Source organism: Pseudomonas sp. PA-7-1E (genome assembly GCF_021605325.1).
Taxonomy (GTDB): domain Bacteria; phylum Pseudomonadota; class Gammaproteobacteria; order Pseudomonadales; family Pseudomonadaceae; genus Aquipseudomonas; species Aquipseudomonas fluorescens_BV.
The window spans coordinates 47,070-69,468 of the sequence record NZ_WKFA01000003.1; the positions used below are offsets into that span (position 1 = coordinate 47,070).

23 protein-coding genes and 1 pseudogene are annotated in these 22,399 nt (G+C 60.3%); 15 read left to right on the forward strand and 9 right to left on the reverse strand.

The features are described 5' to 3' along the window. Positions 1 to 2 precede the first annotated feature (2 nt). Positions 3 to 1,571 (forward strand): phospholipase D family protein, encoded by a 1,569-nt coding sequence (locus GIW79_RS02830; protein ID WP_096144029.1) that lies wholly within the window; start codon positions 3 to 5, stop codon positions 1,569 to 1,571. A gap of 125 nt (positions 1,572 to 1,696) precedes the next feature. On the opposite strand, the gene GIW79_RS02835 is transcribed toward GIW79_RS02830, so the two are convergent. Together GIW79_RS02835 and GIW79_RS02840 are read right to left on the reverse strand one after the other, a co-directional pair. After that, complete coding sequence (locus tag GIW79_RS02835) at positions 1,697 to 2,839, reverse strand: MFS transporter (protein ID WP_236452620.1); 1,143 nt, start codon at positions 2,837 to 2,839, stop codon at positions 1,697 to 1,699. Between the two features lie 158 nt (positions 2,840 to 2,997). Further along, the gene (locus GIW79_RS02840) at positions 2,998 to 4,491 is read right to left on the reverse strand and encodes an aldehyde dehydrogenase (RefSeq protein ID WP_127880349.1); all 1,494 of its coding nucleotides are present in this window, start codon (positions 4,489 to 4,491) and stop codon (positions 2,998 to 3,000) included. Between the two features lie 230 nt (positions 4,492 to 4,721). On the opposite strand from GIW79_RS02840, the gene GIW79_RS02845 reads away from it, so the two are divergent. Beyond that, positions 4,722 to 5,084: a cupin domain-containing protein gene (locus tag GIW79_RS02845; protein WP_014720478.1), complete on the forward strand. Its 363-nt coding sequence runs from the start codon at positions 4,722 to 4,724 to the stop codon at positions 5,082 to 5,084. Between the two features lie 149 nt (positions 5,085 to 5,233). Here GIW79_RS02845 and rpmG read toward each other — a convergent pair whose 3' ends face one another. Both rpmG and rpmB read right to left on the reverse strand, forming a co-directional pair. Next, the gene (gene rpmG / locus GIW79_RS02850; RefSeq protein WP_003176906.1) at positions 5,234 to 5,389 is read right to left on the reverse strand and encodes a 50S ribosomal protein L33; all 156 of its coding nucleotides are present in this window, start codon (positions 5,387 to 5,389) and stop codon (positions 5,234 to 5,236) included. A gap of 11 nt (positions 5,390 to 5,400) precedes the next feature. Then, positions 5,401 to 5,634: a 50S ribosomal protein L28 gene (gene rpmB / locus GIW79_RS02855; protein WP_003176907.1), complete on the reverse strand. Its 234-nt coding sequence runs from the start codon at positions 5,632 to 5,634 to the stop codon at positions 5,401 to 5,403. Between the two features lie 457 nt (positions 5,635 to 6,091). On the opposite strand from rpmB, the gene GIW79_RS02860 reads away from it, so the two are divergent. After that, on the forward strand, positions 6,092 to 7,684 hold the full coding sequence (locus tag GIW79_RS02860) for an ABC transporter substrate-binding protein (RefSeq protein WP_072445638.1): 1,593 nt from the start codon (positions 6,092 to 6,094) through the stop codon (positions 7,682 to 7,684). A 129-nt stretch (positions 7,685 to 7,813) separates the two neighbouring features. Here GIW79_RS02860 and radC read toward each other — a convergent pair whose 3' ends face one another. Further along, positions 7,814 to 8,488 (reverse strand): RadC family protein, encoded by a 675-nt coding sequence (gene radC / locus GIW79_RS02865; RefSeq protein WP_072445639.1) that lies wholly within the window; start codon positions 8,486 to 8,488, stop codon positions 7,814 to 7,816. 142 nt (positions 8,489 to 8,630) lie between these two features. Between radC and coaBC the strand changes: the two genes are divergently transcribed. The 5 genes and pseudogenes from coaBC to argB all read left to right on the forward strand — a co-directional run bounded on the left by coaBC (position 8,631) and on the right by argB (position 12,886). Then, positions 8,631 to 9,839 carry a bifunctional phosphopantothenoylcysteine decarboxylase/phosphopantothenate--cysteine ligase CoaBC gene (gene coaBC / locus GIW79_RS02870; protein WP_003195481.1) on the forward strand — a complete coding sequence of 403 codons (1,209 nt, stop codon included), beginning with the start codon at positions 8,631 to 8,633 and terminating at the stop codon, positions 9,837 to 9,839. 5 nt (positions 9,840 to 9,844) lie between these two features. Beyond that, the gene (dut, locus tag GIW79_RS02875) at positions 9,845 to 10,300 is read left to right on the forward strand and encodes a dUTP diphosphatase (RefSeq protein WP_054919777.1); all 456 of its coding nucleotides are present in this window, start codon (positions 9,845 to 9,847) and stop codon (positions 10,298 to 10,300) included. A gap of 67 nt (positions 10,301 to 10,367) precedes the next feature. Continuing rightward, positions 10,368 to 10,622 (forward strand): hypothetical protein, encoded by a 255-nt coding sequence (locus tag GIW79_RS02880; RefSeq protein WP_125919836.1) that lies wholly within the window; start codon positions 10,368 to 10,370, stop codon positions 10,620 to 10,622. Further along, positions 10,555 to 11,961, forward strand: a pseudogene (locus GIW79_RS02885) (phosphomannomutase/phosphoglucomutase); the annotation flags it as partial. The gene GIW79_RS02880 and the pseudogene GIW79_RS02885, both read left to right, overlap by 68 nt. 19 nt (positions 11,962 to 11,980) lie before the next feature. Beyond that, a complete protein-coding gene (gene argB / locus GIW79_RS02890; RefSeq protein ID WP_003213275.1) occupies positions 11,981 to 12,886 on the forward strand; it encodes an acetylglutamate kinase in 906 nt (301 codons plus the stop codon). Between the two features lie 165 nt (positions 12,887 to 13,051). Here argB and pyrE read toward each other — a convergent pair whose 3' ends face one another. After that, the gene (pyrE, locus tag GIW79_RS02895) at positions 13,052 to 13,696 is read right to left on the reverse strand and encodes an orotate phosphoribosyltransferase (RefSeq protein WP_034129093.1); all 645 of its coding nucleotides are present in this window, start codon (positions 13,694 to 13,696) and stop codon (positions 13,052 to 13,054) included. An 82-nt stretch (positions 13,697 to 13,778) separates the two neighbouring features. Between pyrE and GIW79_RS02900 the strand changes: the two genes are divergently transcribed. Beyond that, positions 13,779 to 14,558: an exodeoxyribonuclease III gene (locus tag GIW79_RS02900; RefSeq protein ID WP_003195493.1), complete on the forward strand. Its 780-nt coding sequence runs from the start codon at positions 13,779 to 13,781 to the stop codon at positions 14,556 to 14,558. Between the two features lie 59 nt (positions 14,559 to 14,617). Here GIW79_RS02900 and GIW79_RS02905 read toward each other — a convergent pair whose 3' ends face one another. Continuing rightward, positions 14,618 to 14,986 (reverse strand): DUF4870 domain-containing protein, encoded by a 369-nt coding sequence (locus GIW79_RS02905; RefSeq protein ID WP_003195495.1) that lies wholly within the window; start codon positions 14,984 to 14,986, stop codon positions 14,618 to 14,620. A 21-nt stretch (positions 14,987 to 15,007) separates the two neighbouring features. Continuing rightward, positions 15,008 to 15,730 carry a ribonuclease PH gene (rph, locus tag GIW79_RS02910; protein ID WP_003195497.1) on the reverse strand — a complete coding sequence of 241 codons (723 nt, stop codon included), beginning with the start codon at positions 15,728 to 15,730 and terminating at the stop codon, positions 15,008 to 15,010. A gap of 217 nt (positions 15,731 to 15,947) precedes the next feature. Between rph and GIW79_RS02915 the strand changes: the two genes are divergently transcribed. The 6 genes from GIW79_RS02915 (at position 15,948) to GIW79_RS02940 (ending at position 21,241) form a co-directional block, all read left to right on the forward strand. Continuing rightward, positions 15,948 to 16,811, forward strand: a complete 864-nt coding sequence (locus GIW79_RS02915; RefSeq protein ID WP_003195504.1) for a YicC/YloC family endoribonuclease — start codon at positions 15,948 to 15,950, stop codon at positions 16,809 to 16,811. A 10-nt stretch (positions 16,812 to 16,821) separates the two neighbouring features. Then, positions 16,822 to 17,442, forward strand: a complete 621-nt coding sequence (gene gmk, locus GIW79_RS02920) for a guanylate kinase (protein ID WP_019818119.1) — start codon at positions 16,822 to 16,824, stop codon at positions 17,440 to 17,442. Positions 17,443 to 17,609: 167 nt separating this feature from the next. Next, entirely contained in the window at positions 17,610 to 17,873 is a 264-nt protein-coding gene (gene rpoZ / locus GIW79_RS02925) for a DNA-directed RNA polymerase subunit omega (RefSeq protein WP_003195508.1), read from the forward strand. Between the two features lie 60 nt (positions 17,874 to 17,933). Next, positions 17,934 to 20,039: a bifunctional GTP diphosphokinase/guanosine-3',5'-bis pyrophosphate 3'-pyrophosphohydrolase gene (spoT, locus tag GIW79_RS02930; RefSeq protein ID WP_003195510.1), complete on the forward strand. Its 2,106-nt coding sequence runs from the start codon at positions 17,934 to 17,936 to the stop codon at positions 20,037 to 20,039. 24 nt (positions 20,040 to 20,063) lie between these two features. After that, a complete protein-coding gene (locus tag GIW79_RS02935; RefSeq protein WP_003176922.1) occupies positions 20,064 to 20,444 on the forward strand; it encodes a RidA family protein in 381 nt (126 codons plus the stop codon). 56 nt (positions 20,445 to 20,500) lie between these two features. Then, on the forward strand, positions 20,501 to 21,241 hold the full coding sequence (locus GIW79_RS02940; protein WP_054896042.1) for a hypothetical protein: 741 nt from the start codon (positions 20,501 to 20,503) through the stop codon (positions 21,239 to 21,241). A gap of 126 nt (positions 21,242 to 21,367) precedes the next feature. On the opposite strand, the gene GIW79_RS02945 is transcribed toward GIW79_RS02940, so the two are convergent. Further along, the gene (locus GIW79_RS02945) at positions 21,368 to 22,219 is read right to left on the reverse strand and encodes an SDR family oxidoreductase (protein ID WP_236452622.1); all 852 of its coding nucleotides are present in this window, start codon (positions 22,217 to 22,219) and stop codon (positions 21,368 to 21,370) included. Positions 22,220 to 22,399 lie beyond the last annotated feature (180 nt).

Sequence of the window (22,399 nt, forward strand, 5' to 3'; positions counted from 1 at the left end):
TGATGATTCGACGGCTTTTACCGTTTTGCCTGCTGGGAGCCCTGGCCCTGGGCGGCTGTGCCACGGTCGACACCCCGCGCATCCCCAGCGATGCCCTGCCGGCGAAGGACTCCTCGTTCGGTCGCTCGATCCAGGCCCAGGCCGCCCCCTACCAAGGACGCTCGGGCTTCCGCTTGCTGCCCAACAGCAGTGAGGCTTTCATGGCTCGCGCCGAGTTGATTCGCAACGCCCAGACCAGCCTCGACTTGCAGTACTACATCGTGCACGACGGCATCAGCACACGCATGCTTGTGGACGAACTGCTCAAGGCCGCCGACCGCGGGGTGCGCGTGCGGATTCTGCTGGACGACACCACCAGCGATGGTCTCGACCAGATCATCGCCACCCTCGCCGCCCATCCCAAGGTGCAGATACGCCTGTTCAATCCGCTGCATCTGGGCCGTAGCACCGGCGTCACGCGCGCCATGGGTCGTGTATTCAACCTGTCACTGCAACACCGGCGCATGCATAACAAGCTGTGGCTGGCCGATAACAGCGTGGCCATCGTTGGCGGGCGCAACCTGGGCGACGAGTATTTCGACGCCGAACCGAACCTGAATTTCACAGACATCGACATGCTCAGCGTAGGGCCGGTGGCCGAGCAATTGGGTCACAGCTTCGACCAGTACTGGAACAGCGCCTTGAGCAAGCCTATCGATGACTTCGTCTCGAACAAACCCTCCAAGGTCGACCTCGCCGTCGCCCGCGGGCGCCTTGAAGCCTCCCTGGCTCAATCCCGTCAGCAGAACCACGCGCTGTATAACCGCCTGCGCACTTACCAGACCCAGCCCCGCATGGACCTCTGGCGCCGCGAGTTGATCTGGGCCTGGAACCAGGCGCTGTGGGACGCACCGAGCAAGGTACTGGCCAAGGCCGACCCCGACCCCCGACTGCTGCTGACCACTCAGCTGGCGCCAGAGCTGGCGGGTGTCAGCCATGAGCTGATCATGATTTCGGCTTACTTCGTACCGGGCCAACCTGGGCTGGTCTACCTCACAGGGCGTGCCGATGCGGGTGTTTCGGTGCGCCTGCTGACCAACGCCCTCGAAGCCACCGACGTACCGGCCGTGCACGGCGGTTATGCGCCGTATCGCAAGGCGCTGCTGGAGCACGGGGTAAAGCTCTATGAGCTGCGCCGGCAACCGGGCGACCCCAGCGCAAGCAGCGGCCCGCACCTGTTTCGGCATGGCAGCTGGCGCGGCTCGGACTCCAGCCTGCACAGCAAGGCGATGATCTTCGACCGAGAAAAGTCGTTTATCGGCTCGTTCAATTTCGACCCGCGCTCAGTGTTGTGGAATACCGAAGTCGGCGTACTGGTGGACAGCCCAGAGCTGGCCGAACACGTGCGCAACCTGGCGCTGGAAGGTATGGCGCCGGCGTTGAGCTATGAGGCCAAACTGCAGGACGGCCAGGTGGTGTGGGTGACAGAAGACAACGGCCAGATGCACACCCTGACCCGCGAACCGGGCAGTTGGTGGCGACGGTTCAATGCCTGGTTCGCCACCAGTGTTGGCCTGGAACGCATGCTCTAAAACCCCTGCGGATCACCTGTGGGAGCCGGGCTTGCCCGCGATAGCGGTGTGCCAGACAACAAATCAGCTGGCTGACAAACCGTCATCGCAGGCAAGCCAGCTCCCACATTGGCCGCGTTTAAAGGTCAGGTCGGCTGCGTAGCGCCGAAAGCCCCCTGACGCAGCAACAGCACCACCAACCCCAGCGCCCCGGCCGCCATCAACAGCGGCAGCGCATGCCCACTGATCCACTGGCTGCCCGCCCCCGCCACCAGCGGCCCGATCAGACAGCCAATGCCCCACAGCTGCGCCACGTGAGCGTTGGCACGCACCAACGCATCGTCGCGGTAGCGCTCGCCAATCAAAATCAGCGACAAGGTGAACAACCCACCAGCACTGGCACCGAACAGCACCCACACCGGCCAGATCAGCAACGTGTGCATCAATAACGGCACCGCCAGGCTCGACGCCAGCAACAGCAGTGCACAGGCCAGAAACAGGGTACGTCGCGGCAGATAGTCGGCCAGCGCGCCAATGGGCAATTGCAGCAACGCATCGCCCACCACCACCGTGCTGACCATCGCCAAGGCGATCTCGGCAGTAAAACCCTGTTGCAGGCAGTACACCGGCAACAGCGTCAGGATCATCGCTTCGAACGCAGCAAACAACGCCACGGCCCAGGCAATCGCCGGCAGGCCCAGGCAAAAGCGCCACAGGTCGCCAAAGGTCACGCTGAACGAATCCGCCGTCGGCGCCCCGGTACGTCCCAGCAACAGCAGCGGCGCCACCACCAAAAGGCCCGCGCCGACCCAGAAGCCGTAGTCATGGTCGGTGCCAATCAGGCCCAACAGCAACGGCCCCGACAGCTGGCTCAAGGCATAGCTGCAGCCATACAGCGCCACCAGGCGGCCACGCCACTGCTCGACCACCAATTGGTTGATCCAGCTTTCACCCAGGATAAATACGATGGTCAGGATCACCCCGATCATCAGCCTGAGCACCAGCCACACCGGGTAGCTGGGCAGGATCGCCAGCAAGCCGATGGACACCGCACCGGCCCACAGGCACAGGCGCATCAGGTTGGCAGTGCCGAGCCAGGACGCCATGCGGCTGGAGACCTTGGCACCTAGCAGTACGCCGAATGCCGGCATCGCCGCCATCACGCCAATAGCGAAACTGCCATAACCCCAGCCTTCAAGACGCAAGGATACCAACGGCATGCTGACACCCAGGGCCAGGCCAACGCTGAGTACCGAGGCCAGCACGGCGAAATAAGTCGCCCAACGCATTGCCACGCTCCTGTGGATAATTCTGCTTCGCAAAACGACTGTAGGAGCGAGCTTGCTTGCGAAAAACGTTAACGATGACGCGTTCATGCTGGATAAACGCGGCGCCTTCAGGTTCTTCGCGAGCAAGCTCGCTCCTACAGGGGGATCAGCAGTGTTGCTTAGAGCTTGATCCAGGTCGCCTTCAGCTCGGTGTACTTGTCGAATGCATGCAGCGACTTGTCGCGGCCATTACCCGACTGCTTGAAACCACCGAACGGTGCAGTCATGTCGCCGCCGTCGTACTGGTTAACCCACACGCTGCCGGCGCGCAGCGCCTTGGCCGTCAGGTGTGCCTTGGAGATGTCCGCCGTCCACACCGCCGCAGCCAGGCCGTATTGGGTGTCGTTGGCGATGGCGATGGCTTCTTCGGCGCTGTCGAAAGTGATCACCGACAGGACCGGGCCAAAGATCTCTTCCTGGGCGATCTTCATGGCATTGGTCACGCCGTCGAAAATCGTCGGCTCGACGTAGGTGCCGCCGGACTCTTCCAAGGTGCGCTTGCCACCCGCGACCAGCTTGGCGCCATCGGCGTGGCCAGCTTCAATGTACGAAAGCACGGTGTTCATCTGCTGCGTATCCACCAATGCACCCACAGTGGTGGCTGGGTCCAGTGGGTTGCCGGGTTTCCAGCCCTTGAGGGCCTCGATCACCAGCGGCAGGAAGGTGTCCTTGATCGAGCGCTCGACCAGCAGGCGCGAGCCGGCAGTGCAGACTTCGCCCTGGTTGAAGGCAATGGCACTGGCGGCAGATTCGGCCGCCGCTTGCAGATTCGGCGCGTCGGCAAACACGATGTTCGGGCTCTTGCCACCGGCTTCCAGCCATACACGCTTCATGTTCGATTCGCCGGAGCGGATCAACAGTTGCTTGGCGATCTTGGTCGAGCCCGTGAACACCAGGGTATCGACGTCCATATGCACCGCCAGAGCATTACCTACCGTGTGGCCATAGCCAGGCAGCACGTTGAACACGCCTTTTGGAATACCAGCCTCAACGGCCAACGCGGCGATGCGGATGGCGGTGAGCGGGGATTTTTCGGACGGCTTCAGGATGACAGAGTTGCCGGTAGACAGCGCCGGGCCGAGTTTCCAGCAGGCCATCATCAACGGGAAGTTCCACGGCACGATGGCGCCAACGACGCCGACGGGCTCGCGGGTCACCAGGCCCAGTTGATCGTGGGGCGTGGCGGCGACTTCATCGTAGATCTTGTCGATCGCCTCGCCGCTCCAGCTCAGGGCTTGCGCCGCGCCGGGGACGTCGATGTTCAGGGAATCGCTGATGGGTTTGCCCATGTCCAGGGTTTCGAGCAGCGCCAGCTCTTCGGCGTTAGCCTTGAGCAGCGCGGCGAAACGGATCATGACTGTCTTGCGCTTGGCCGGCGCCAGGCGCGACCACACACCGGAATTGAAGGTGGCACGCGCATTTTCCACGGCGCGCTGGGCGTCGCTGGCATCACAGCTGGCGACAGTGGCCAGCAAGCGCCCATCCACCGGGCTGATGCATTCGAAGGTGTCACCGGAAACGGCGGCGGTGTATTCGCCATTGATATAGGCGCGGCCTTCGATTTTCAGAGCCTTGGCGCGTTGTTCCCAGTCGGCACGGGTCAGGGTGGTCATGCGAGTGTCCTCCTCTTATTGAATACAAGGGCCTGGGAGGTTTATCCCGGCGCCATCACGAATGCTTGCCCGGCCAGCCTGCTGTTCGGCTCAAGGCAGCTGCCACCCTAAACCAGCGGCTGGGGATGTTTCAATATATTTGACAGAACGGCGGCAAACGCCCTTGCGATGTTCATTTTAATAAACATAGACTTTGGGCTCTCCAACTGCAGGCCAGACGGGAAATGCACATGAGCATCCAGGACATCGTCGATTTCAGCCAAGCCAACACCGCCCCCGAACGCTATCGCCCTGCCGCCGAGAAAATCCTCAAGGGCGACCCCGAACAGACACTCTACAACCACTACAACAGCCCATGCGGCCAGATGAACGCGGGCGTCTGGGAAGGTGAAGTGGGCCAGTGGAAGGTCAATTACACCGAGCATGAGTACTGCGAGATCGTGCAAGGCGTGTCGGTGTTGCGCGATGCCGAGGGGAATGCCAAGACACTGCGGGCCGGCGACCGCTTTGTGATCCCTGCCGGTTTCAGTGGTACCTGGGAAGTGCTGGAAGCGTGCCGCAAGATCTACGTGGTGTTTGAAGAGAAAGCCTGATCATTGGTTGATCGACAACGGGACGCTGAGCGTCCGAGACGGCATTCCCACGCAGAGCGTGGGAACGATCAGCAGAGCGTGGGAACGATCAGGCAAAAAAAAGCCCGCATCGTGAGATACGGGCTTTTTTTCACAAGGAAGAAAATCAATTACTTGATTTTGCCTTCTTTGTAGATCACGTGCTTGCGAACGCGCGGGTCGAACATTTTCTTTTCGAGCTTGTCCGGGGTAGTACGCTTGTTCTTGTCGGTAGTGTAGAAGTGACCAGTACCGGCGCTAGAGATCATTCGAATCAATTCACGCATGATAGAGCTCCTTAGATCTTGCCAGCAGCGCGGATTTCGGCCAGCACGACAGTGATGCCACGCTTGTCGATAATACGCATGCCTTTAGCAGATACACGCAGGCGAACAAAACGTTTCTCTTCTTCAACCCAGAAGCGGTGATGCTGCAGGTTCGGCAGGAAACGACGACGGGTTTTGTTATTTGCGTGGGAAATGTTATTCCCAGTCACCGGACCCTTACCGGTAACTTGACAGACTCTCGACATGCCTCAGCCCTCTAAAACCACATGCCCAACCCGGCATGGGTTGGCCGCTTAATCTCTCAGTCATTTGGCGCCAGGCGCCGCGTTTCTTTAGGGTCTTACCGGCTACACCTACAGTGAAGGAACCGGGCCCCTAGAAAAGAGCGCTGCTTTATACCAGAAAGACCCCAGTGCAACAACAACCTGTGTACTTTTAGCAGCGTAAATCTTGGCCACAAGTGCCTGAACCGCTGCCAGGAGGGGCCGCTGTAACAGCCGACCGCTCGTCGCACAGAATGATTTACAACGCCTGCGGTCACAGGGAAGTGCACGGCGAAACACGCTGAGGCGCCATCAAAACAGCATTTTGGCCAAAAGCACAGGCAAAAATGGGCTAGTCATTTATCAATCAGACCTCTACGGTAGGCTTTTTCCAGACTGCACTCGCAGATGGGCCTTCGATCTGCACAGGAAACCGAATATGCGCCTCGCTGCCCTACCGCTATTGCTTGCCCCTCTCTTTATTGCGCCGATGGCCGTTGCGGCCACCAACTTGAGCGTATGCACCGAGGCCAGCCCCGAAGGGTTCGATGTGGTGCAGTACAACTCACTGACCACCACCAACGCCTCGGCCGACGTGCTGATGAACCGTTTGGTGGAATTCGACGCCGCCAGTGGCAAGTTGGTACCGAGCCTTGCAGATAGTTGGGAAGTGTCGCCCGATGGGCTGACGTACACCTTCAAACTGCACCCCGATGTGAAATTCCATCGCACCAGCTATTTCAGCCCAAGCCGCACCCTGACGGCCGAAGATGTACGCTTCAGCTTCGAGCGCATGCTCGACCCGGCCAACCCGTGGCACAAGATCGCCCAGAGCGGCTTTCCTCACGCCCAGTCCCTGCAATTGCCGGCACTGGTCAAGAAAATCGACGCCCTTGACCCACTGACCGTACGCTTCACCCTCGACCATGCCGATTCCACCTTCCTCCCAGCACTGAGCATGGGCTTTGCGTCGATCTATCCGGCTGAATATGCCGATAAATTGCTCAAGGCCGGCACACCCGAGAAGCTCAACAGCCAGCCAATCGGCACTGGCCCGTTTGTGTTCGTGCGTTTCCAGAAAGATGCCGTGGTGCGTTACAAGGCCAACCCGGACTACTTCGCCGGCAAACCGGCGGTGGATAACCTGATTTTCGCCATCACCCCGGACGCCAACGTACGCCTGCAGAAGCTGCACCGCGATGAATGCCAGATCGCCCTGTCACCCAAGCCCCTGGACGTGGGCGAGGCCGAAAAAGACGCGGCGCTGAAGGTGGAAAAAACCGCCGCCTTCATGACCGCGTTCGTCGCTATCAACAGCCAGCACCCACCGCTGGACAAGCCCGAAGTGCGCCAGGCGATCAACCTGGCCTTTGATAAGGACAGCTACCTCAAGGCCGTGTTCGAAGGCACCGCCGAAGCGGCCAACGGTGTCTACCCGCCGAACACCTGGAGCTATGCCAAAGAGTTGCCAGGCTACCCGCAGGACCTCGCCAAAGCCAAGGCCTTGCTGGGCCGCGCCGGGCTCAAGGACGGTTTCAAAACCACGATATGGACCCGCCCTACCGGCAGCCTGCTGAACCCCAACCCGAACCTCGGCGCCCAACTGTTGCAGGCCGACCTGGCCAAGGTTGGCATCCAGGCCGAGATTCGCGTGATCGAATGGGGCGAGTTGATCCGCCGCGCCAAGGCCGGCGAGCACGACTTGCTGTTCATGGGCTGGGCTGGGGACAACGGCGACCCGGATAACTTCCTGACGCCGCAGTTCTCCTGCGCCGCGGTGAAGTCCGGCACCAACTTTGCCCGCTATTGCGACCCTACTCTGGATAAGTTGATCAGTGCGGGCAAAACCACCAGTGAGCAAGGTGTGCGCAGCAAGCTGTATCAGCAGGCCCAGGCGCAGATCCAGCAACAGGCGCTGTGGCTGCCACTGGCGCATCCGACGGCGTTTGCCTTGACCCGCCAGAACATCCAGGGGTACCAGGTAAGCCCGTTCGGGCGCCAGGACTATTCGAAAGTCAGCCTCAAGCCCTAAGGCACAACCCCCAACCTGTAGGAGCGAGCTTGCTCGCGAAAATCGTCAACGATGACGCGGAAAAACCTGACACCCCACGGGGCCCTCTGGTTTTTCGCGAGCAAGCTCGCTCCTACAGAGGCAGGGCCGTTACAGCCAACCGTATTCAGCCATAGACAGCGGGTCACCATCGCCCACGATGATGTGGTCCAGCACCCGCACATCCACCACGTCCAGCGCCTTTTGCAGCAGCTTGGTCAATTTTCGATCAGCCGCGCTGGGCTCCGTGCTTCCCGACGGATGGTTATGACACAGGATCAATGCCGCCGAGTTGTACGCCAAGGCGCGCTTGACCACCTGTCGCGGGTAGACAATCGCAGCGTCGATCGTGCCTTGGGACATGACCTCGAACCCTAGCACCCGATGCTTGGAGTCCAGGAACAGGCAGCCGAAGATCTCATGGGGCTCATGGCGCAGCAGTGCCTTGAGGTACTCGCGCACGGCCAGCGGGCTTTCCAGCACAGAGTCAGCCCGCAAGCGCTCAGCCAGGTGGCGCCGGGACATCTCCAACACCGCCTGCAACTGGGCAAACTTCGCCGGCCCCAGCCCCAGATGCTGGCTGAACAGCGTCTGGCTGGCCTCCAGTAACGGGCGCAGGCCACCGAATTGGGCCAACAGATGGCGCGCCAGATCCACCGCACTTCGGCCGGCCACCCCCGTACGCAGGAAGATCGCCAACAGCTCGGCATCAGACAGGCTCGCCGCGCCGCCTTCCAATAACTTCTCCCGTGGACGCTCTGCCACGGGCCAATCACGAATACTCATCCCACCTCCCTGTATCTGCTCCGCTGTTGCCCGGCGGGCGCTGTGTTATCGTAGGGCCCTCTTTTTTGCCTGCGATTTCACCTGGGGAGGGGTCATCGCAGGTGTCATTGAACTGGCATCACTGAACTGGAAAGGCAAACCAATGCAGCGTCTGTATCGGAAACGCATCGTTCTCGGCGTCGGCGGCGGCATTGCCGCCTACAAGAGCGCAGAGTTGGTTCGCAGGCTCCTGGACCAGGGCGCCGAAGTGCGCGTGGTCATGACCCGTGGTGGCAGTGAGTTCATCACCCCGCTGACCATGCAAGCGTTGTCCGGCCACCCGGTTCACCTCGACCTGCTGGACCCGGCCGCAGAAGCCGCCATGGGCCATATCGAACTGGCCAAATGGGCCGACCTGGTGCTGATAGCCCCGGCCACTGCCGACCTGATCGCCCGCCTGGCCCAGGGCATTGCCGATGACCTGCTCACCACCCTGGTATTGGCCACCGACGCCACCGTCGCTATCGCACCGGCCATGAACCAGGCCATGTGGCGCGATCCGGCCACCCAGGCCAATACCCAACTCCTGCAAACCCGCGGCCTCAAGGTGTTCGGCCCGGCTTCCGGCAGCCAGGCCTGCGGCGACGTCGGCCTGGGCCGCATGCTCGAAGCCACCGACCTGGCGCAGTGCGCAGCCGAGTGCTTCCAGCATCTGGCCCTGACCGGCAAGCACGTGCTGATCACCGCCGGCCCGACCCAGGAAAACATCGACCCGGTGCGCTACATCACCAACCATAGCTCAGGAAAAATGGGCTTCGCGTTGGCAGAAGCTGCGGTCGAGGCAGGCGCACGGGTCACACTGATAACCGGCCCGGTACATTTGCCGACCCCTGATCGCGTTACGCGTATCGACGTAGTCAGCGCCCGGGACATGTTGGCGGCCTGCGAAGCCGCCATTCCCTGCGACCTGTTTATCGCCTCGGCAGCGGTTGCGGATTACCGACCCGAGGTCGTGGCCCCGCAGAAGCTCAAGAAAGACCCTACGAGCGGCGACGGCCTGCTCCTGCAAATGGTGCGTAACCCGGACATCCTGGCCACCATCGCTACCCGTCCGGACCGTCCGTTCAGCGTCGGCTTCGCAGCCGAGACCGAGCACCTGCTGGACTACGCCGCACGCAAACTGAAAGACAAAAACCTCGACCTGATCGTTGCCAATGATGTCGCCAACCCGAGCATCGGCTTCAACAGCGAGGAAAATGCGTGCAGCGTGATCGACCGTGAATTGCACGCCACCCTTTTCGCCCAGACCAGCAAGGGCAAGATTGCCCGCCAACTGATCTCTTTTATCGCCCAACGGCTGAACCAGGTTTAATGTCCATGCATGCTTTACAAGCCAAGATCCTCGACCCACGCCTCGGCAACGACTTTCCCCTGCCGGCCTACGCCACGCCGGGCTCCGCCGGCCTGGACCTGCGCGCCATGCTCAAGCAAGACACCGTCCTTGAGCCGGGCCAGACCATCCTGATTCCCACGGGCTTGTCGATCTATGTCGGCGATCCTGGCCTGGCGGCGCTGATCCTGCCGCGCTCCGGCTTGGGCCATAAACATGGCATCGTGCTAGGCAACCTGGTCGGCCTGATCGATTCCGACTACCAGGGCGAGTTGATGGTGTCGTGCTGGAACCGTGGCCAGACTGCTTTCAACATCGCCGTCGGCGAGCGCATCGCCCAACTGGTACTGGTGCCGGTGGTGCAGGCGCATTTCGAATTGGTGCAGGAATTCGACGAAACCCAACGTGGTGCAGGCGGTTTTGGGCATTCCGGCAGTCACTGACTAAGCTGAACGTGGCCGGGCGCAATCGACCGGCCACACACCGCCGCCCGGCCTTTCAGGATAAAGAATGCGCGGAAATGATCATCGAGATTTCTATAATGAAATCAAAGGATTAGGTAAAAATAATGCCGAGGCCGAAGCGCCGATGGCATTTTTACACCACGAACTCTCTGCCGAAAACGCCGTCATACCCTTCAGTTTGAGCCTGCCGGCCAGCCACATCAGGCCCGCCTTGCCCCCTTTCAGATGGAGTTTCCCCCGCGATGAGTACCGCAGCCCGCGTAGCCCCGACCTTTCCCGACAGCATTTTTCGCGCCTATGACATCCGTGGTGTGGTCCCCAAGACCCTGACCGCCGAAACCGCCTACTGGATCGGCCGCGCCATCGGCTCCCAGAGCCTGGCCCAAGGCGAACCCAACGTCTCGGTAGGCCGTGACGGCCGCTTGTCCGGCCCGGAGTTGGTCGAGCAACTCATCCAGGGCCTGGCTGACAGCGGCTGCCATGTCAGCGACGTCGGCCTGGTGCCAACCCCCGCGCTGTACTACGCCGCCAACGTACTGGCGGGCAAATCCGGGGTCATGCTCACCGGCAGCCACAATCCGTCGGATTACAACGGCTTCAAGATCGTCATCGCTGGCGACACCCTCGCCAATGAACAGATCCAGGCTCTGCACACCCGCCTGAAGACCAACGACTTGACCAGCGGCACCGGCAGCATCACCAAGGTCGATATCCTCCAGCGCTACTCCGATGAAATCACTCGCGACGTCAAGCTCGCCCGCCGCTTGAAAGTCGTGGTGGACTGCGGCAACGGCGCAGCGGGTGTGATTGCCCCGCAATTGCTCGAAGCCCTGAACTGCGAAGTGATCCCACTGTTCTGCGAAGTAGACGGCAACTTCCCCAACCATCACCCGGACCCAGGCAAGCCGGAAAACCTGGTAGACCTGATTGCCAAGGTCAAGGAAGTGGGCGCCGACGTCGGCTTGGCCTTCGATGGCGACGGCGACCGTGTGGGCGTGGTGACCGAAACCGGCGAGATCGTGTTCCCGGACCGCCTGTTGATGCTGTTTGCTAGAGACGTGGTTGCGCGCAATGCCAACGCCGAGATCATCTTCGATGTGAAATGCACTCGTCGCCTGACGCCATTGATCAAGGAATACGGTGGTCGCCCGCTAATGTGGAAGACCGGTCACTCGTTGATCAAAAAGAAAATGAAGGAAACCGGCGCGCTGTTGGCCGGTGAAATGAGCGGCCACGTCTTCTTCAAGGAGCGCTGGTTCGGGTTTGACGACGGTATTTACAGCGCCGCTCGTCTGCTGGAGATCCTCAGCAAGGAGAAATCCACGGCGCAAGAGCTGTTTCAGACCTTCCCGAATGATATTTCTACGCCTGAGATCAATATCCATGTGACCGAGGAGAGCAAATTCAGCATCATTGACGCATTGCACGATGCGCAATGGGGTGAAGGCGCCAACCTGACCACCATTGATGGTGTGCGAGTCGATTACGCCAAAGGCTGGGGCCTGGTTCGCGCGTCCAACACCACACCGGTGCTGGTCCTGCGTTTCGAGGCGGATACCGAAGCGGAGTTGCAGCGCATCAAGGACGTGTTCCACGCCCAGTTGAAACGTGTTGCCCCTGATCTCCAATTACCGTTCTGATTTTTGCCCGGAGCCCTGAATGACCCTCGAACGCGAAGCCGCTGCCAACACCGCCAAGGTCCTGTCCGAAGCGTTGCCTTATATTCGACGCTACGTCGGCAAGACGCTGGTGATCAAGTACGGCGGCAATGCCATGGAAAGCGATGAGCTGAAAACCGGCTTTGCCCGCGACATCGTGCTGATGAAGGCTGTGGGGATCAACCCCGTGGTCGTCCACGGCGGCGGCCCGCAAATTGGCGACCTGCTCAAGCGTTTGTCGATCGAGAGTCACTTCATCGATGGCATGCGTGTCACTGACGCGCAAACCATGGACGTGGTGGAAATGGTCCTCGGCGGCCAGGTCAACAAAGACATCGTCAACCTGATCAACCGCCACGGCGGCAGCGCCATCGGACTGACCGGCAAGGATGCGGAACTGATCCGCGCCAAGAAACTGACCGTGACCCGCAAGACGCCGGAGATGACCCAGCCGGAAATCATCGACATCGGCCAGGTGGGCGAAGTCATCGGCATCAACACCGATTTGCTCAACCTGCTGGTCAAGGGCGACTTCATCCCGGTAATTGCGCCGATCGGCGTGGGTGCTAATGGCGAGTCCTATAACATCAACGCCGATCTGGTAGCCGGTAAGGTGGCGGAAGCACTGAAGGCTGAAAAACTGATGCTGCTGACCAACATCGCCGGCTTGATGGACAAGGAAGGCAAGGTACTGACCGGCTTGACTACCCAGCAGGTAGACGACCTGATCGCCGACGGCACCATCTACGGCGGCATGTTGCCGAAGATCCGTTGCGCACTGGAAGCCGTGCAGGGCGGCGTCGGCAGCTCGCTGATCCTGGATGGCCGCGTGCCAAATGCAATACTGTTGGAAATCTTCACCGATACCGGTGTCGGTACGTTGATCAGTAACCGCAAGCGCCCTTGATCGCTGCAAAGCAAAAGGCCCCGCTCAATTGAATTGAGCGGGGCCTTTGTTTGTACACAGTTCAAATGTGGGAGCTGGCTTGCCTGCGATGACGACAGTACATGCAAAAATGCACCGCCTGACACACCGCTATCGCGGGCAAGCCCGCTCCCACAGGATTCAGTGTCAGACGCCGAACTGCTCGCGGTATGCACGCACAGCCGGCAAATGTTGCTTGAGCTGCGGGTCGTCTTCCAGGAACTGCAATACCTGGTTCAACGACACGATGCTCACCACCGGAATGCCGAAGTCACGCTCCACTTCCTGGATCGCCGACAATTCACCGTTGCCACGCTCCTGGCGGTTCAAGGCGATCAGCACACCGGCAGCCTTGGCGCCGTCCTGGGAAGCGATGATCTGCATCACTTCACGGATAGCAGTACCCGCGGTGATCACGTCATCGATGATCAGCACATCGCCGGTCAATGGCGCGCCTACCAGGCTGCCACCTTCACCATGGGCCTTGGCTTCCTTACGGTTGAAACACCACGGCAAGTCCTGCCCGTGATGCTCCGCCAGGGCTATCGCCGTCGCCGCTGCCAGGGGAATACCCTTGTAGGCCGGGCCAAAGAGTACGTCGAAGGAAATACCGCTCTCAACGATGGCTGCCGCATAGAAACGGCCCAGCTGAGCCAGGGCCGAACCTGAGTTGAACAGGCCCGCATTGAAGAAGTACGGGCTGGTGCGCCCGGACTTGAGGGTGAACTCACCGAAGCGTAAAACGCCGCGATCGATGGCAAAACGAATGAAATCGCGCTGATACGCCTGCATGAAAAAAGCCTCAGATACCACGGATTTAGCTAATTGGGTGGACGGCGTGTATCATACACGCACGCGATTTTTGGGGCCATTTATGCGGATCATCAGTGTGAACGTTAATGGTATTCAGGCTGCAGTCGAGCGTGGTTTGCTCAGTTGGCTGCAAGCACAGAATGCCGACGTCATCTGCCTGCAGGACACCCGTGCCTCCGCCTTTGAACTGGACGACCCAGCCTTCCAACTGGATGGCTACTTCCTTTATGCCTGCGATGCCGAAGTGCCCACCCAAGGTGGCGTGGCTTTGTACTCGCGGTTGCAACCCAAGGCGGTCATCAGCGGCCTCGGCTTCGAGACAGCCGACCGCTACGGGCGTTACCTGCAAGCCGATTTCGACAAGGTCAGCATCGCGACCTTGCTGCTACCTTCCGGGCAGAACGGCGATGAAGACTTGAACCAGAAATTCAAGCTAATGGACGATTTCGCCCGTTACCTGGATAAGCAGCGACGCAAACGTCGCGAGTACATTTATTGTGGCTCGCTGTACGTGGCGCAACAGAAACTGGATATCAAGAACTGGCGCGACAGCCAGCAATCCCCGGGCTTCCTGGCGCCAGAACGCGCCTGGATGGACGAGATTGTCGGCAACATGGGCTATGTCGATGCCCTGCGTGAAGTCAGCCGCGAAGGCGACCAGTACAGCTGGTGGCCAGATAACGAACAGGCTGAGATGCTCAACCTGGGCTGGCGTTTCGACTACCAGCTGCTGACCCCAGGTCTGCGCCGGTTCGTACGCAGTGCACGCCTGCCGCGCCAGCCGCGCTTCTCGCAGCACGCGCCGCTGATCGTGGACTACGACTGGACATTGACCATCTGAGGTCTTTTTTCAGGCACAAAAAAACCGACAGTGATGTCGGTTTTTTTGTGGCCGCCCGGTTACTTGACCAGGCGCCAGGTCCACGGATAGCGATAGGCAATGCCTTTGTTGGCCTTGATACCGGCGATGATCGTCAGTATCAACGCACCAATCACCAGCACGGTCATCAGCAAGAAGCCAACGACCACGAAGCCCAGCAACAGGCACACCAGCCAGGCGATCGCCACGGTGATCTGGAAATTCAGCGCCTCCTTGCCCTGGTCATCGATGAGCGGGTCCATGTCCTTCTTGAACTGCCACAGGATCAACGGCCCCAGCAAGCTGCCGAAGGGGAATACCAACCCCAGGAATGCCGCAAAATGACACAACATTGCCCACTGGCGTACTTCCTTGGACGGTGCCGGAACCGGCAACTGGCTGTCATTCATGGCGTTTCTCCTTGGGCCGGCTCAGTCAGCCAGCGCGGCGTTCTGCAATTCAAAGATTTCGGTCATGCCTTTCTGGGCCAAGGCCAGCATGGCGTTCAGCTCAGCCGGCTGGAATGGCGCGCCTTCGGCAGTGCCCTGCACTTCGATGAAACCACCGGTGCTGGTCATGACCACGTTGAGGTCGGTCTCGGCGGCCGAGTCTTCCAGGTAGTCCAGGTCCAGCACAGGCTCGCCCTGGTACATGCCAACAGACACAGCGGCGATCATCTGCTTGAGCGGGTCACCCGCTTTCAGGCCGCCACGCTTCTTGATGACTTTCAAAGCGTCGACCAGGGCCACCATGGCGCCGGTGATGGACGCCGTGCGGGTACCGCCGTCAGCCTGGATCACGTCGCAGTCGACGTAGAGGGTGACGTCACCCAGCTTGGACATATCCAGGGCGGCACGCAGGGAGCGGCCGATCAGGCGCTGGATTTCCAGGGTACGCCCGCCTTGCTTGCCACGGCTGGCTTCACGCTGGTTACGCTCGCCAGTGGCGCGCGGCAGCATGCCGTATTCAGCGGTCAACCAACCCTGGCCCTGGCCCTTGAGGAAGCGCGGCACGCCGTTTTCGACGCTGACAGTGCAGATGACCTTGGTATCGCCAAACTCGACCAGTACGGATCCCTCGGCGTGTTTGGTGTAGTTGCGGGTGATGCGGATCGAGCGGAGCTGATCGGCAGCGCGACCACTTGGACGTTTCATAGGGGATACCTGTACTGAGGACGAAAAACTGCCGAGCATTATAGAGCCGCAAGCCGGTTCGAGGCACTTCTAAAAAATTCGGTTACGAATGGTCAGGCGATCGGCCATTGTTTTGGCGCACCCGCCCCACTGCGCTACACTCCTGCGCCTTCGCAGCCTGTCGGCTTCAATTTACCCATCAGCCCGTATTTGCGGGACTGCATCGCGAGGTACCTCCATGGTGCACAGCATGACCGCCTTCGCCCGTGTCGAAAAAGCCGGGGCCCAAGGCACCCTCAGCTGGGAACTGCGCTCGGTCAACAGCCGTTACCTGGAGCCGCACCTGCGCCTGCCGGAGTCGTTCCGCGACCTTGAAGGCGCGGTTCGTGAAGCGCTGCGCCAGGGCATCTCCCGCGGCAAGCTGGAATGCACTCTGCGCTTTACCGAAGAAACCACCGGCAAGCCGCTGCAGGTCGACCGAGACCGCGCCGCCCAACTGGTGGCCGCGGCCGAAACCATCGCCGGCCTGATCAAACAGCCAGCCGCATTGAACCCTCTGGAAGTATTGGCCTGGCCCGGCGTGCTGGTGGCCGACGCGGCAGACCCACAGGCCTTGAATGCCGAAGCCCTCGCCCTGTTCAACCAGGGCCTGAAGGAGCTCAAGGCCGGCCGTGAACGCGAAGGCGCCGAACTGGCGCGCCTGATCAACGAGCGGCTGACATCGATCGAAGCCGACGTAGTGACCCTGCGCGAATTGGTACCGCAGATGCTCGCCACCCAGCGCCAGAAGGTCCTCGACCGCTTCACCGACATGAAGGCCGACCTCGATCCGACGCGCCTGGAACAGGAAATGGTCCTGCTCGCGCAGAAGAGCGACGTGGCCGAAGAACTCGACCGCCTGAGCACCCATATCCTTGAAGTGCGCCGCGTACTCAAGTCCGGCGGTGCCGCCGGTCGGCGCCTGGACTTCCTGATGCAGGAACTCAACCGCGAAGCCAATACACTGGGCTCCAAAGCGTTCGACCCGCGCAGCACCACGGCGGCGGTCAACCTCAAAGTGTTGATCGAGCAAATGCGCGAACAAGTACAGAATATTGAGTAAGGCACCCTCCATGACCCACAGCACCGGCACCCTTTACATCATTTCCGCCCCTTCGGGCGCGGGCAAGAGCAGCCTGGTCAAGGCCTTGACCGACGCTGACGAGCAGATCCGCATTTCGGTCTCGCACACCACCCGCGCCATGCGCCCGGGCGAAGTGGACGGCGTGCACTATCACTTCGTCGAGCGTACCGAGTTCGTCAAGATGATCGAACACGGTGACTTCCTGGAGCGCGCCGAAGTGTTCGGCAACCTCTACGGCACCTCGCAGAGCCACCTGCAACAGACCCTGGACGAAGGCCACGACCTGATTCTGGAGATCGACTGGCAGGGCGCCGAACAAGTGCGCCAACTGATGCCCAAGGCGCGCTCCATCTTCATCCTGCCGCCCTCGCTCCAAGCCCTGCACCAACGCCTGACTAACCGCGGCCAGGACAGCGATGAAATTATCGAAGGTCGCATGCGTGAGGCCGTCAGCGAAATGAGCCACTACGTCGACTACGACTACCTGATCATCAATGACGACTTTACCCACGCATTGGATGATTTGAAGGCGATTTTCCGCGCCAACCAACTGCAGCAAAAGCGCCAACAGCAGCGTTTCGGCAAATTACTCGCCGAATTGCTCGGTTGATTGGCGCTTCCCAAAACAGCTGCAAGGGCCTTACATTGGCACTTGTAGCGGTTTTGCGAAGGCCTGCGAAAAATCAGCGCTTCCCTAAACGCTGGTGATTTTTTAAACTGCTCAGTCCGCTCGCCCAACCGGGCAGCGCGCATCTTGCATTCGCTCCGAGGAATACCATGGCCCGCGTAACCGTTGAAGACTGCCTAGAACACGTGGATAACCGCTTTGAGCTGGTCATGCTCTCTACCAAGCGTGCCCGTCAACTGGCCACTGGCGGCAAAGAGCCTCTGGTCCAGTGGGAAAACGACAAGCCTACCGTTGTAGCCCTGCGTGAAATCGCTGAAGGCCTGATGAGCTACGAGTTCATCGCCAACGCCGAAATCGTTGAAGACGAACCGCTGTTTGCAGCGTTCGAAGGCGAGTCCAACGAGGACGTCTAAGCCTATGCCTGGTCGACGTAGCACGGCGCGGGGTCACAGCCATCGGCAGGAGTTCACACTTTGCCGAGCATAGACGCCCTCGCCGATCGCTTATCGGCCTACCTCGGCGCAGACCAGGTCAACCTGGTTCGCCGAGCGTATTTCTACGCCGAACAAGCCCACGACGGCCAACGCCGACGTAGCGGCGAGGCGTATGTCACCCATCCTCTTGCGGTGGCCAATATTCTTGCCGACATGCACATGGACCATCAGAGCCTGATGGCCGCGATGCTGCATGACGTGATCGAAGACACCGGCATTGCCAAGGAAGCGCTCAGTGCGCAATTTGGCGAAACCGTGGCCGAACTGGTCGACGGGGTCAGCAAGCTGACCCAGATGAACTTCGAGACCAAGGCCGAAGCCCAGGCGGAAAACTTCCAGAAGATGGCCATGGCCATGGCCCGAGACATTCGGGTGATCCTGGTCAAGCTGGCCGACCGGCTGCACAACATGCGCACGCTGGAAGTGCTGTCTGGCGAAAAGCGCCGGCGCATCGCCAAGGAAACCCTGGAAATCTATGCGCCCATCGCCAACCGGCTGGGCATGCACGCCATTCGTATCGAATTCGAAGACCTGGGCTTTAAAGCCATGCACCCCATGCGTTCGGCGCGCATCTACCAGGCGGTCAAGCGCGCACGGGGCAACCGCAAGGAAATCGTCAACAAGATCGAAGAGTCCCTGAGCCATTGCCTGGCGATTGACGAAATCGAGGGCGAGGTCAGCGGCCGGCAGAAGCACATCTACGGCATCTACAAAAAGATGCGCGGCAAGCGTCGGGCCTTCAACGAGATCATGGACGTCTATGCGTTCCGGATCATCGTCGACAAGGTCGATACCTGCTACCGCGTACTGGGAGCTGTACATAATTTGTACAAGCCCCTGCCGGGCCGCTTCAAGGACTACATCGCAATTCCCAAGGCCAACGGCTACCAGTCGCTGCATACCACCCTGTTTGGCATGCACGGCGTGCCGATCGAGATCCAGATCCGCACCCGCGAAATGGAAGAAATGGCCAACAACGGCATTGCCGCCCACTGGCTGTACAAGTCCAGCGGCGACGAGCAGCCCAAAGGCACCCATGCCCGTGCGCGCCAATGGGTCAAGGGCGTGCTGGAAATGCAGCAACGTGCCGGCAACTCCCTGGAATTTATCGAAAGCGTGAAGATCGACCTGTTCCCGGACGAGGTCTACGTGTTCACGCCCAAAGGCCGGATCATGGAGCTGCCCAAAGGCTCCACGGCGGTCGACTTTGCCTACGCGGTGCACACCGATGTCGGCAACAGCTGCATCGCCTGTCGCATCAACCGGCGCCTTGCCCCGTTGTCCGAACCGCTGCAAAGCGGTTCCACGGTGGAGATCGTCAGCGCACCGGGCGCTCGCCCGAACCCGGCCTGGCTCAACTTTGTGGTCACCGGCAAGGCCCGTACGCATATTCGCCACGCGCTGAAATTGCAGCGCCGCTCCGAATCCATCAGCCTGGGCGAACGCCTGCTGAACAAGGTGCTCAACGGCTTCGACAGCGCCCTGGACAAGATTCCGCAAGAGCGCGTGCAAGCGATGCTCCACGAGTACCGACAGGAAACCATCGAAGACCTGCTGGAAGACATCGGCCTGGGCAACCGCATGGCCTACGTGGTTGCGCGCCGCCTGCTGGGCGAAGGCGAACAGTTGCCGAGCCCTGAAGGCCCACTGGCGATTCGCGGCACCGAGGGCCTGGTGCTCAGCTACGCCAAATGTTGCACGCCGATCCCGGGCGACCCGATTGTCGGCCACTTGTCCGCCGGCAAAGGCATGGTGGTGCACCTGGACAACTGCCGCAACATCACCGAAATCCGCCACAACCCGGAAAAATGCATCCAGCTCTCGTGGGCCAAAGATGTCACCGGCGAATTCAACGTCGAACTGCGAGTTGAGCTGGAACACCAGCGCGGCCTCATCGCCCTGCTGGCCAGCAGTGTCAACGCAGCCGACGGCAATATCGAGAAAATCAGCATGGACGAACGCGATGGTCGCATCAGCGTGGTCCAACTGGTGGTCAGCGTGCACGACCGCGTGCACCTGGCCCGCGTGATCAAAAAGTTGCGCGCCTTGACCGGTGTGATCCGCATCACCCGCATGCGTGCATAACCGATCCATTACAAGGAGTCATTCATGACCAAGACAGTTATCACCAGCGATAAAGCTCCAGCCGCCATCGGCACTTATTCCCAGGCGATCAAGGCGGGCAACACCGTCTACATGTCCGGCCAGATCCCGCTGGACCCAAAGACCATGGAACTGGTTGAAGGCTTCGAAGCCCAGACCGTGCAGGTCTTTGAAAACCTCAAGTCCGTGGCTGAAGCTGCCGGTGGTTCGTTCAAGGACATCGTCAAGCTGAACATCTTCCTCACCGACCTCAGCCACTTTGCCAAGGTCAACGAGATCATGGGCAAGTACTTCGAACAACCTTACCCAGCCCGCGCCGCCATCGGCGTTGCCGCCCTGCCAAAGGGTGCACAGGTTGAGATGGACGCCATTCTGGTCATCGAGTAAAACACCCGGCGCAGCCCAAACAGGCTGCGCCGACTTCGTTTCAGAAGGATTTCGTAATGCGCAAAGCGCTTGTAGCCTCCTCGTTGCTCGCCCTGTTGCTCGGCGGCTGTGCCAGCAACCCCGCCGACCTGGATGTAAGCGGTACCTGGATCAACCAGGCCGCCATCGACGCGGCAGCCAAGGGCGGCCCTTTGCGTGAAGCCCTGCAGTCCTATGGCCCCAACCTCGAGTGGGAGGTCAACACCAAGGCTTTGCAGGCGCGCTACTACAACGGTTTTGAAGTGGCGGAAGGCAAGTTGTCGGGTGAAAAGCCCGGCGCATGGAACGTGGATTTCTATGGCAGCTCTGCCACCGAACTCAAACGCAAAGGCAAACAACTGCTGCAAGTGGCCAACGACAACGAGCCCGAGCAGCTGTTTGCCCGCGCCAAAGACCCGGCCCCAGAAGGCGCGCCACTGGGCGCCAACTTCGAACGCACGCTGTACGCGGCCTATATGGGCGGCGACTGGAAGATCAGCGACGGCACCGGCAGCGGCGCCACGGTGCAGTTCCAGGCAGACGGCAAGGTCGCCGGCCTGCCGGGGGTTGATCGTTATTCACTCTGCCTGGCAGGCGATTGCGCCTCCATGAGCGGCGGCTATGACAGCATCTGGCTGCAACTGAACGGCCAGGGCAACCCATGGATCTTCACGCGCAAGGGTAAGCAACTGGAGATCTTCCAGGCGATCAATACCGCGCAGGCCGATGAAGTGCCTTCGTTTACGCCAGGCCCTCGCCAATGGTTGCTTGAAAAGTAATAAAAGCCTCGCCCAAATCCAAATGTGGGAGCTGGCTTGCCTGCGATGACGGTATTACATCCAACAAAGATGTGATTGATATACCGCTATCGCAGGCAAGCCAGCTCCCACATTTTTTGCCGCGCTTCAGCCTTTCAGAATCGCCGCATAGCCTTCCCGGTAAGTCGGGTATGTCGGCGTCCAGCCGAGCGCCTTCATACGTGCATTACTGCACTGCTTGCTCCCCGCACGCCGCACACTGGCGTCCTCGGCCCATTCGGTCACACCCAGGTACTCGCGCAACCACGCCACCACCTCGGCCAGTGGTGCCGGCGCATCGTCAACGCCGATATAGAACTTGTCCAGCGAACCGCCTTTTTCCACATGCCGCAGCAAAAACGCGAGCAGGCCCGCGGCATCATCAGCATGAATTCGGTTGCCATATAAAGGCGGGTCAACCGCTACACGATAGCCTTGGCGAACCTGAGTCAGCAGCCATTCCCGACCCGGACCGTAAATTCCGGTCAGCCGCACAACGGTGGCCGGGATGCCGCTATTGAGCGCCAATTGCTCAGCTTCCAGCATCACCTGCCCGGAATAGCCCTTCGCTTGCGTCTCGGACGTTTCGTCGACCCACTCGCCGTTCTGCTGTCCGTAAACACTGCTGCTGGAGACAAACAGCAGATGTTTCGGCTCCTGGCCGTAATCGCCCAGCCACTCCAACACATGCTGCAACCCTTGCACGTAGGCGGCGCGATAGCCGGCTTCGTCGTGGTCAGTGGCAGCGGCGCAATACACCAGATAATCCACCCCGCCGATCGGCCAGGTGTCCGGGCAGTCCTTTTTGAACAGATCGCCGGCAATGCCGATCACACCGTCGGGCAAGCGTGAAATATCGCGGCGCAGGCCGTGGACCTCCCATTCCGAGGCCAGCAATTGGCTAGCCAGCCGACTACCCACATCACCGCAACCGGCAATCACAACAGAAGGCGCAGACATCATAAAACTCCATTCTCAAAGGCGCAGATTAGCCGCGCGAGTGGATCAACGGCCAGTAAAAAGCGAAATAAAGTAACAGTGCCACTTTAGTTAACAAGAATTACTTGCAATAATAACCGCCCATTTGTCCTCGACCCTAAATGGTCTGGAAGGACGATCACCCATTTTTTCTCTCAGGTC

Coding starts and splice junctions, on each gene's coding strand:
- GIW79_RS02835 (WP_236452620.1), bottom strand. CDS start 2,839: ATGCGTTGGGCGACTTATTTCGCCGTGCTGGCCTCGGTACTCAGCGTT.
- rpmB (WP_003176907.1), bottom strand. CDS start 5,634: ATGTCGAGAGTCTGTCAAGTTACCGGTAAGGGTCCGGTGACTGGGAAT.
- GIW79_RS02945 (WP_236452622.1), bottom strand. CDS start 22,219: ATGTCTGCGCCTTCTGTTGTGATTGCCGGTTGCGGTGATGTGGGTAGT.
- pyrE (WP_034129093.1), bottom strand. CDS start 13,696: ATGCAGGCGTATCAGCGCGATTTCATTCGTTTTGCCATCGATCGCGGC.
- radC (WP_072445639.1), bottom strand. CDS start 8,488: ATGAGTATTCGTGATTGGCCCGTGGCAGAGCGTCCACGGGAGAAGTTA.
- dut (WP_054919777.1), top strand. CDS start 9,845: ATGCATGCTTTACAAGCCAAGATCCTCGACCCACGCCTCGGCAACGAC.
- GIW79_RS02845 (WP_014720478.1), top strand. CDS start 4,722: ATGAGCATCCAGGACATCGTCGATTTCAGCCAAGCCAACACCGCCCCC.
- rph (WP_003195497.1), bottom strand. CDS start 15,730: ATGAAACGTCCAAGTGGTCGCGCTGCCGATCAGCTCCGCTCGATCCGC.
- GIW79_RS02940 (WP_054896042.1), top strand. CDS start 20,501: ATGCGCAAAGCGCTTGTAGCCTCCTCGTTGCTCGCCCTGTTGCTCGGC.
- GIW79_RS02915 (WP_003195504.1), top strand. CDS start 15,948: ATGGTGCACAGCATGACCGCCTTCGCCCGTGTCGAAAAAGCCGGGGCC.
- gmk (WP_019818119.1), top strand. CDS start 16,822: ATGACCCACAGCACCGGCACCCTTTACATCATTTCCGCCCCTTCGGGC.
- rpoZ (WP_003195508.1), top strand. CDS start 17,610: ATGGCCCGCGTAACCGTTGAAGACTGCCTAGAACACGTGGATAACCGC.
- coaBC (WP_003195481.1), top strand. CDS start 8,631: ATGCAGCGTCTGTATCGGAAACGCATCGTTCTCGGCGTCGGCGGCGGC.
- GIW79_RS02935 (WP_003176922.1), top strand. CDS start 20,064: ATGACCAAGACAGTTATCACCAGCGATAAAGCTCCAGCCGCCATCGGC.
- GIW79_RS02860 (WP_072445638.1), top strand. CDS start 6,092: ATGCGCCTCGCTGCCCTACCGCTATTGCTTGCCCCTCTCTTTATTGCG.
- GIW79_RS02840 (WP_127880349.1), bottom strand. CDS start 4,491: ATGACCACCCTGACCCGTGCCGACTGGGAACAACGCGCCAAGGCTCTG.
- GIW79_RS02880 (WP_125919836.1), top strand. CDS start 10,368: ATGCGCGGAAATGATCATCGAGATTTCTATAATGAAATCAAAGGATTA.
- GIW79_RS02905 (WP_003195495.1), bottom strand. CDS start 14,986: ATGAATGACAGCCAGTTGCCGGTTCCGGCACCGTCCAAGGAAGTACGC.
- rpmG (WP_003176906.1), bottom strand. CDS start 5,389: ATGCGTGAATTGATTCGAATGATCTCTAGCGCCGGTACTGGTCACTTC.
- GIW79_RS02830 (WP_096144029.1), top strand. CDS start 3: ATGATTCGACGGCTTTTACCGTTTTGCCTGCTGGGAGCCCTGGCCCTG.
- GIW79_RS02900 (WP_003195493.1), top strand. CDS start 13,779: ATGCGGATCATCAGTGTGAACGTTAATGGTATTCAGGCTGCAGTCGAG.
- argB (WP_003213275.1), top strand. CDS start 11,981: ATGACCCTCGAACGCGAAGCCGCTGCCAACACCGCCAAGGTCCTGTCC.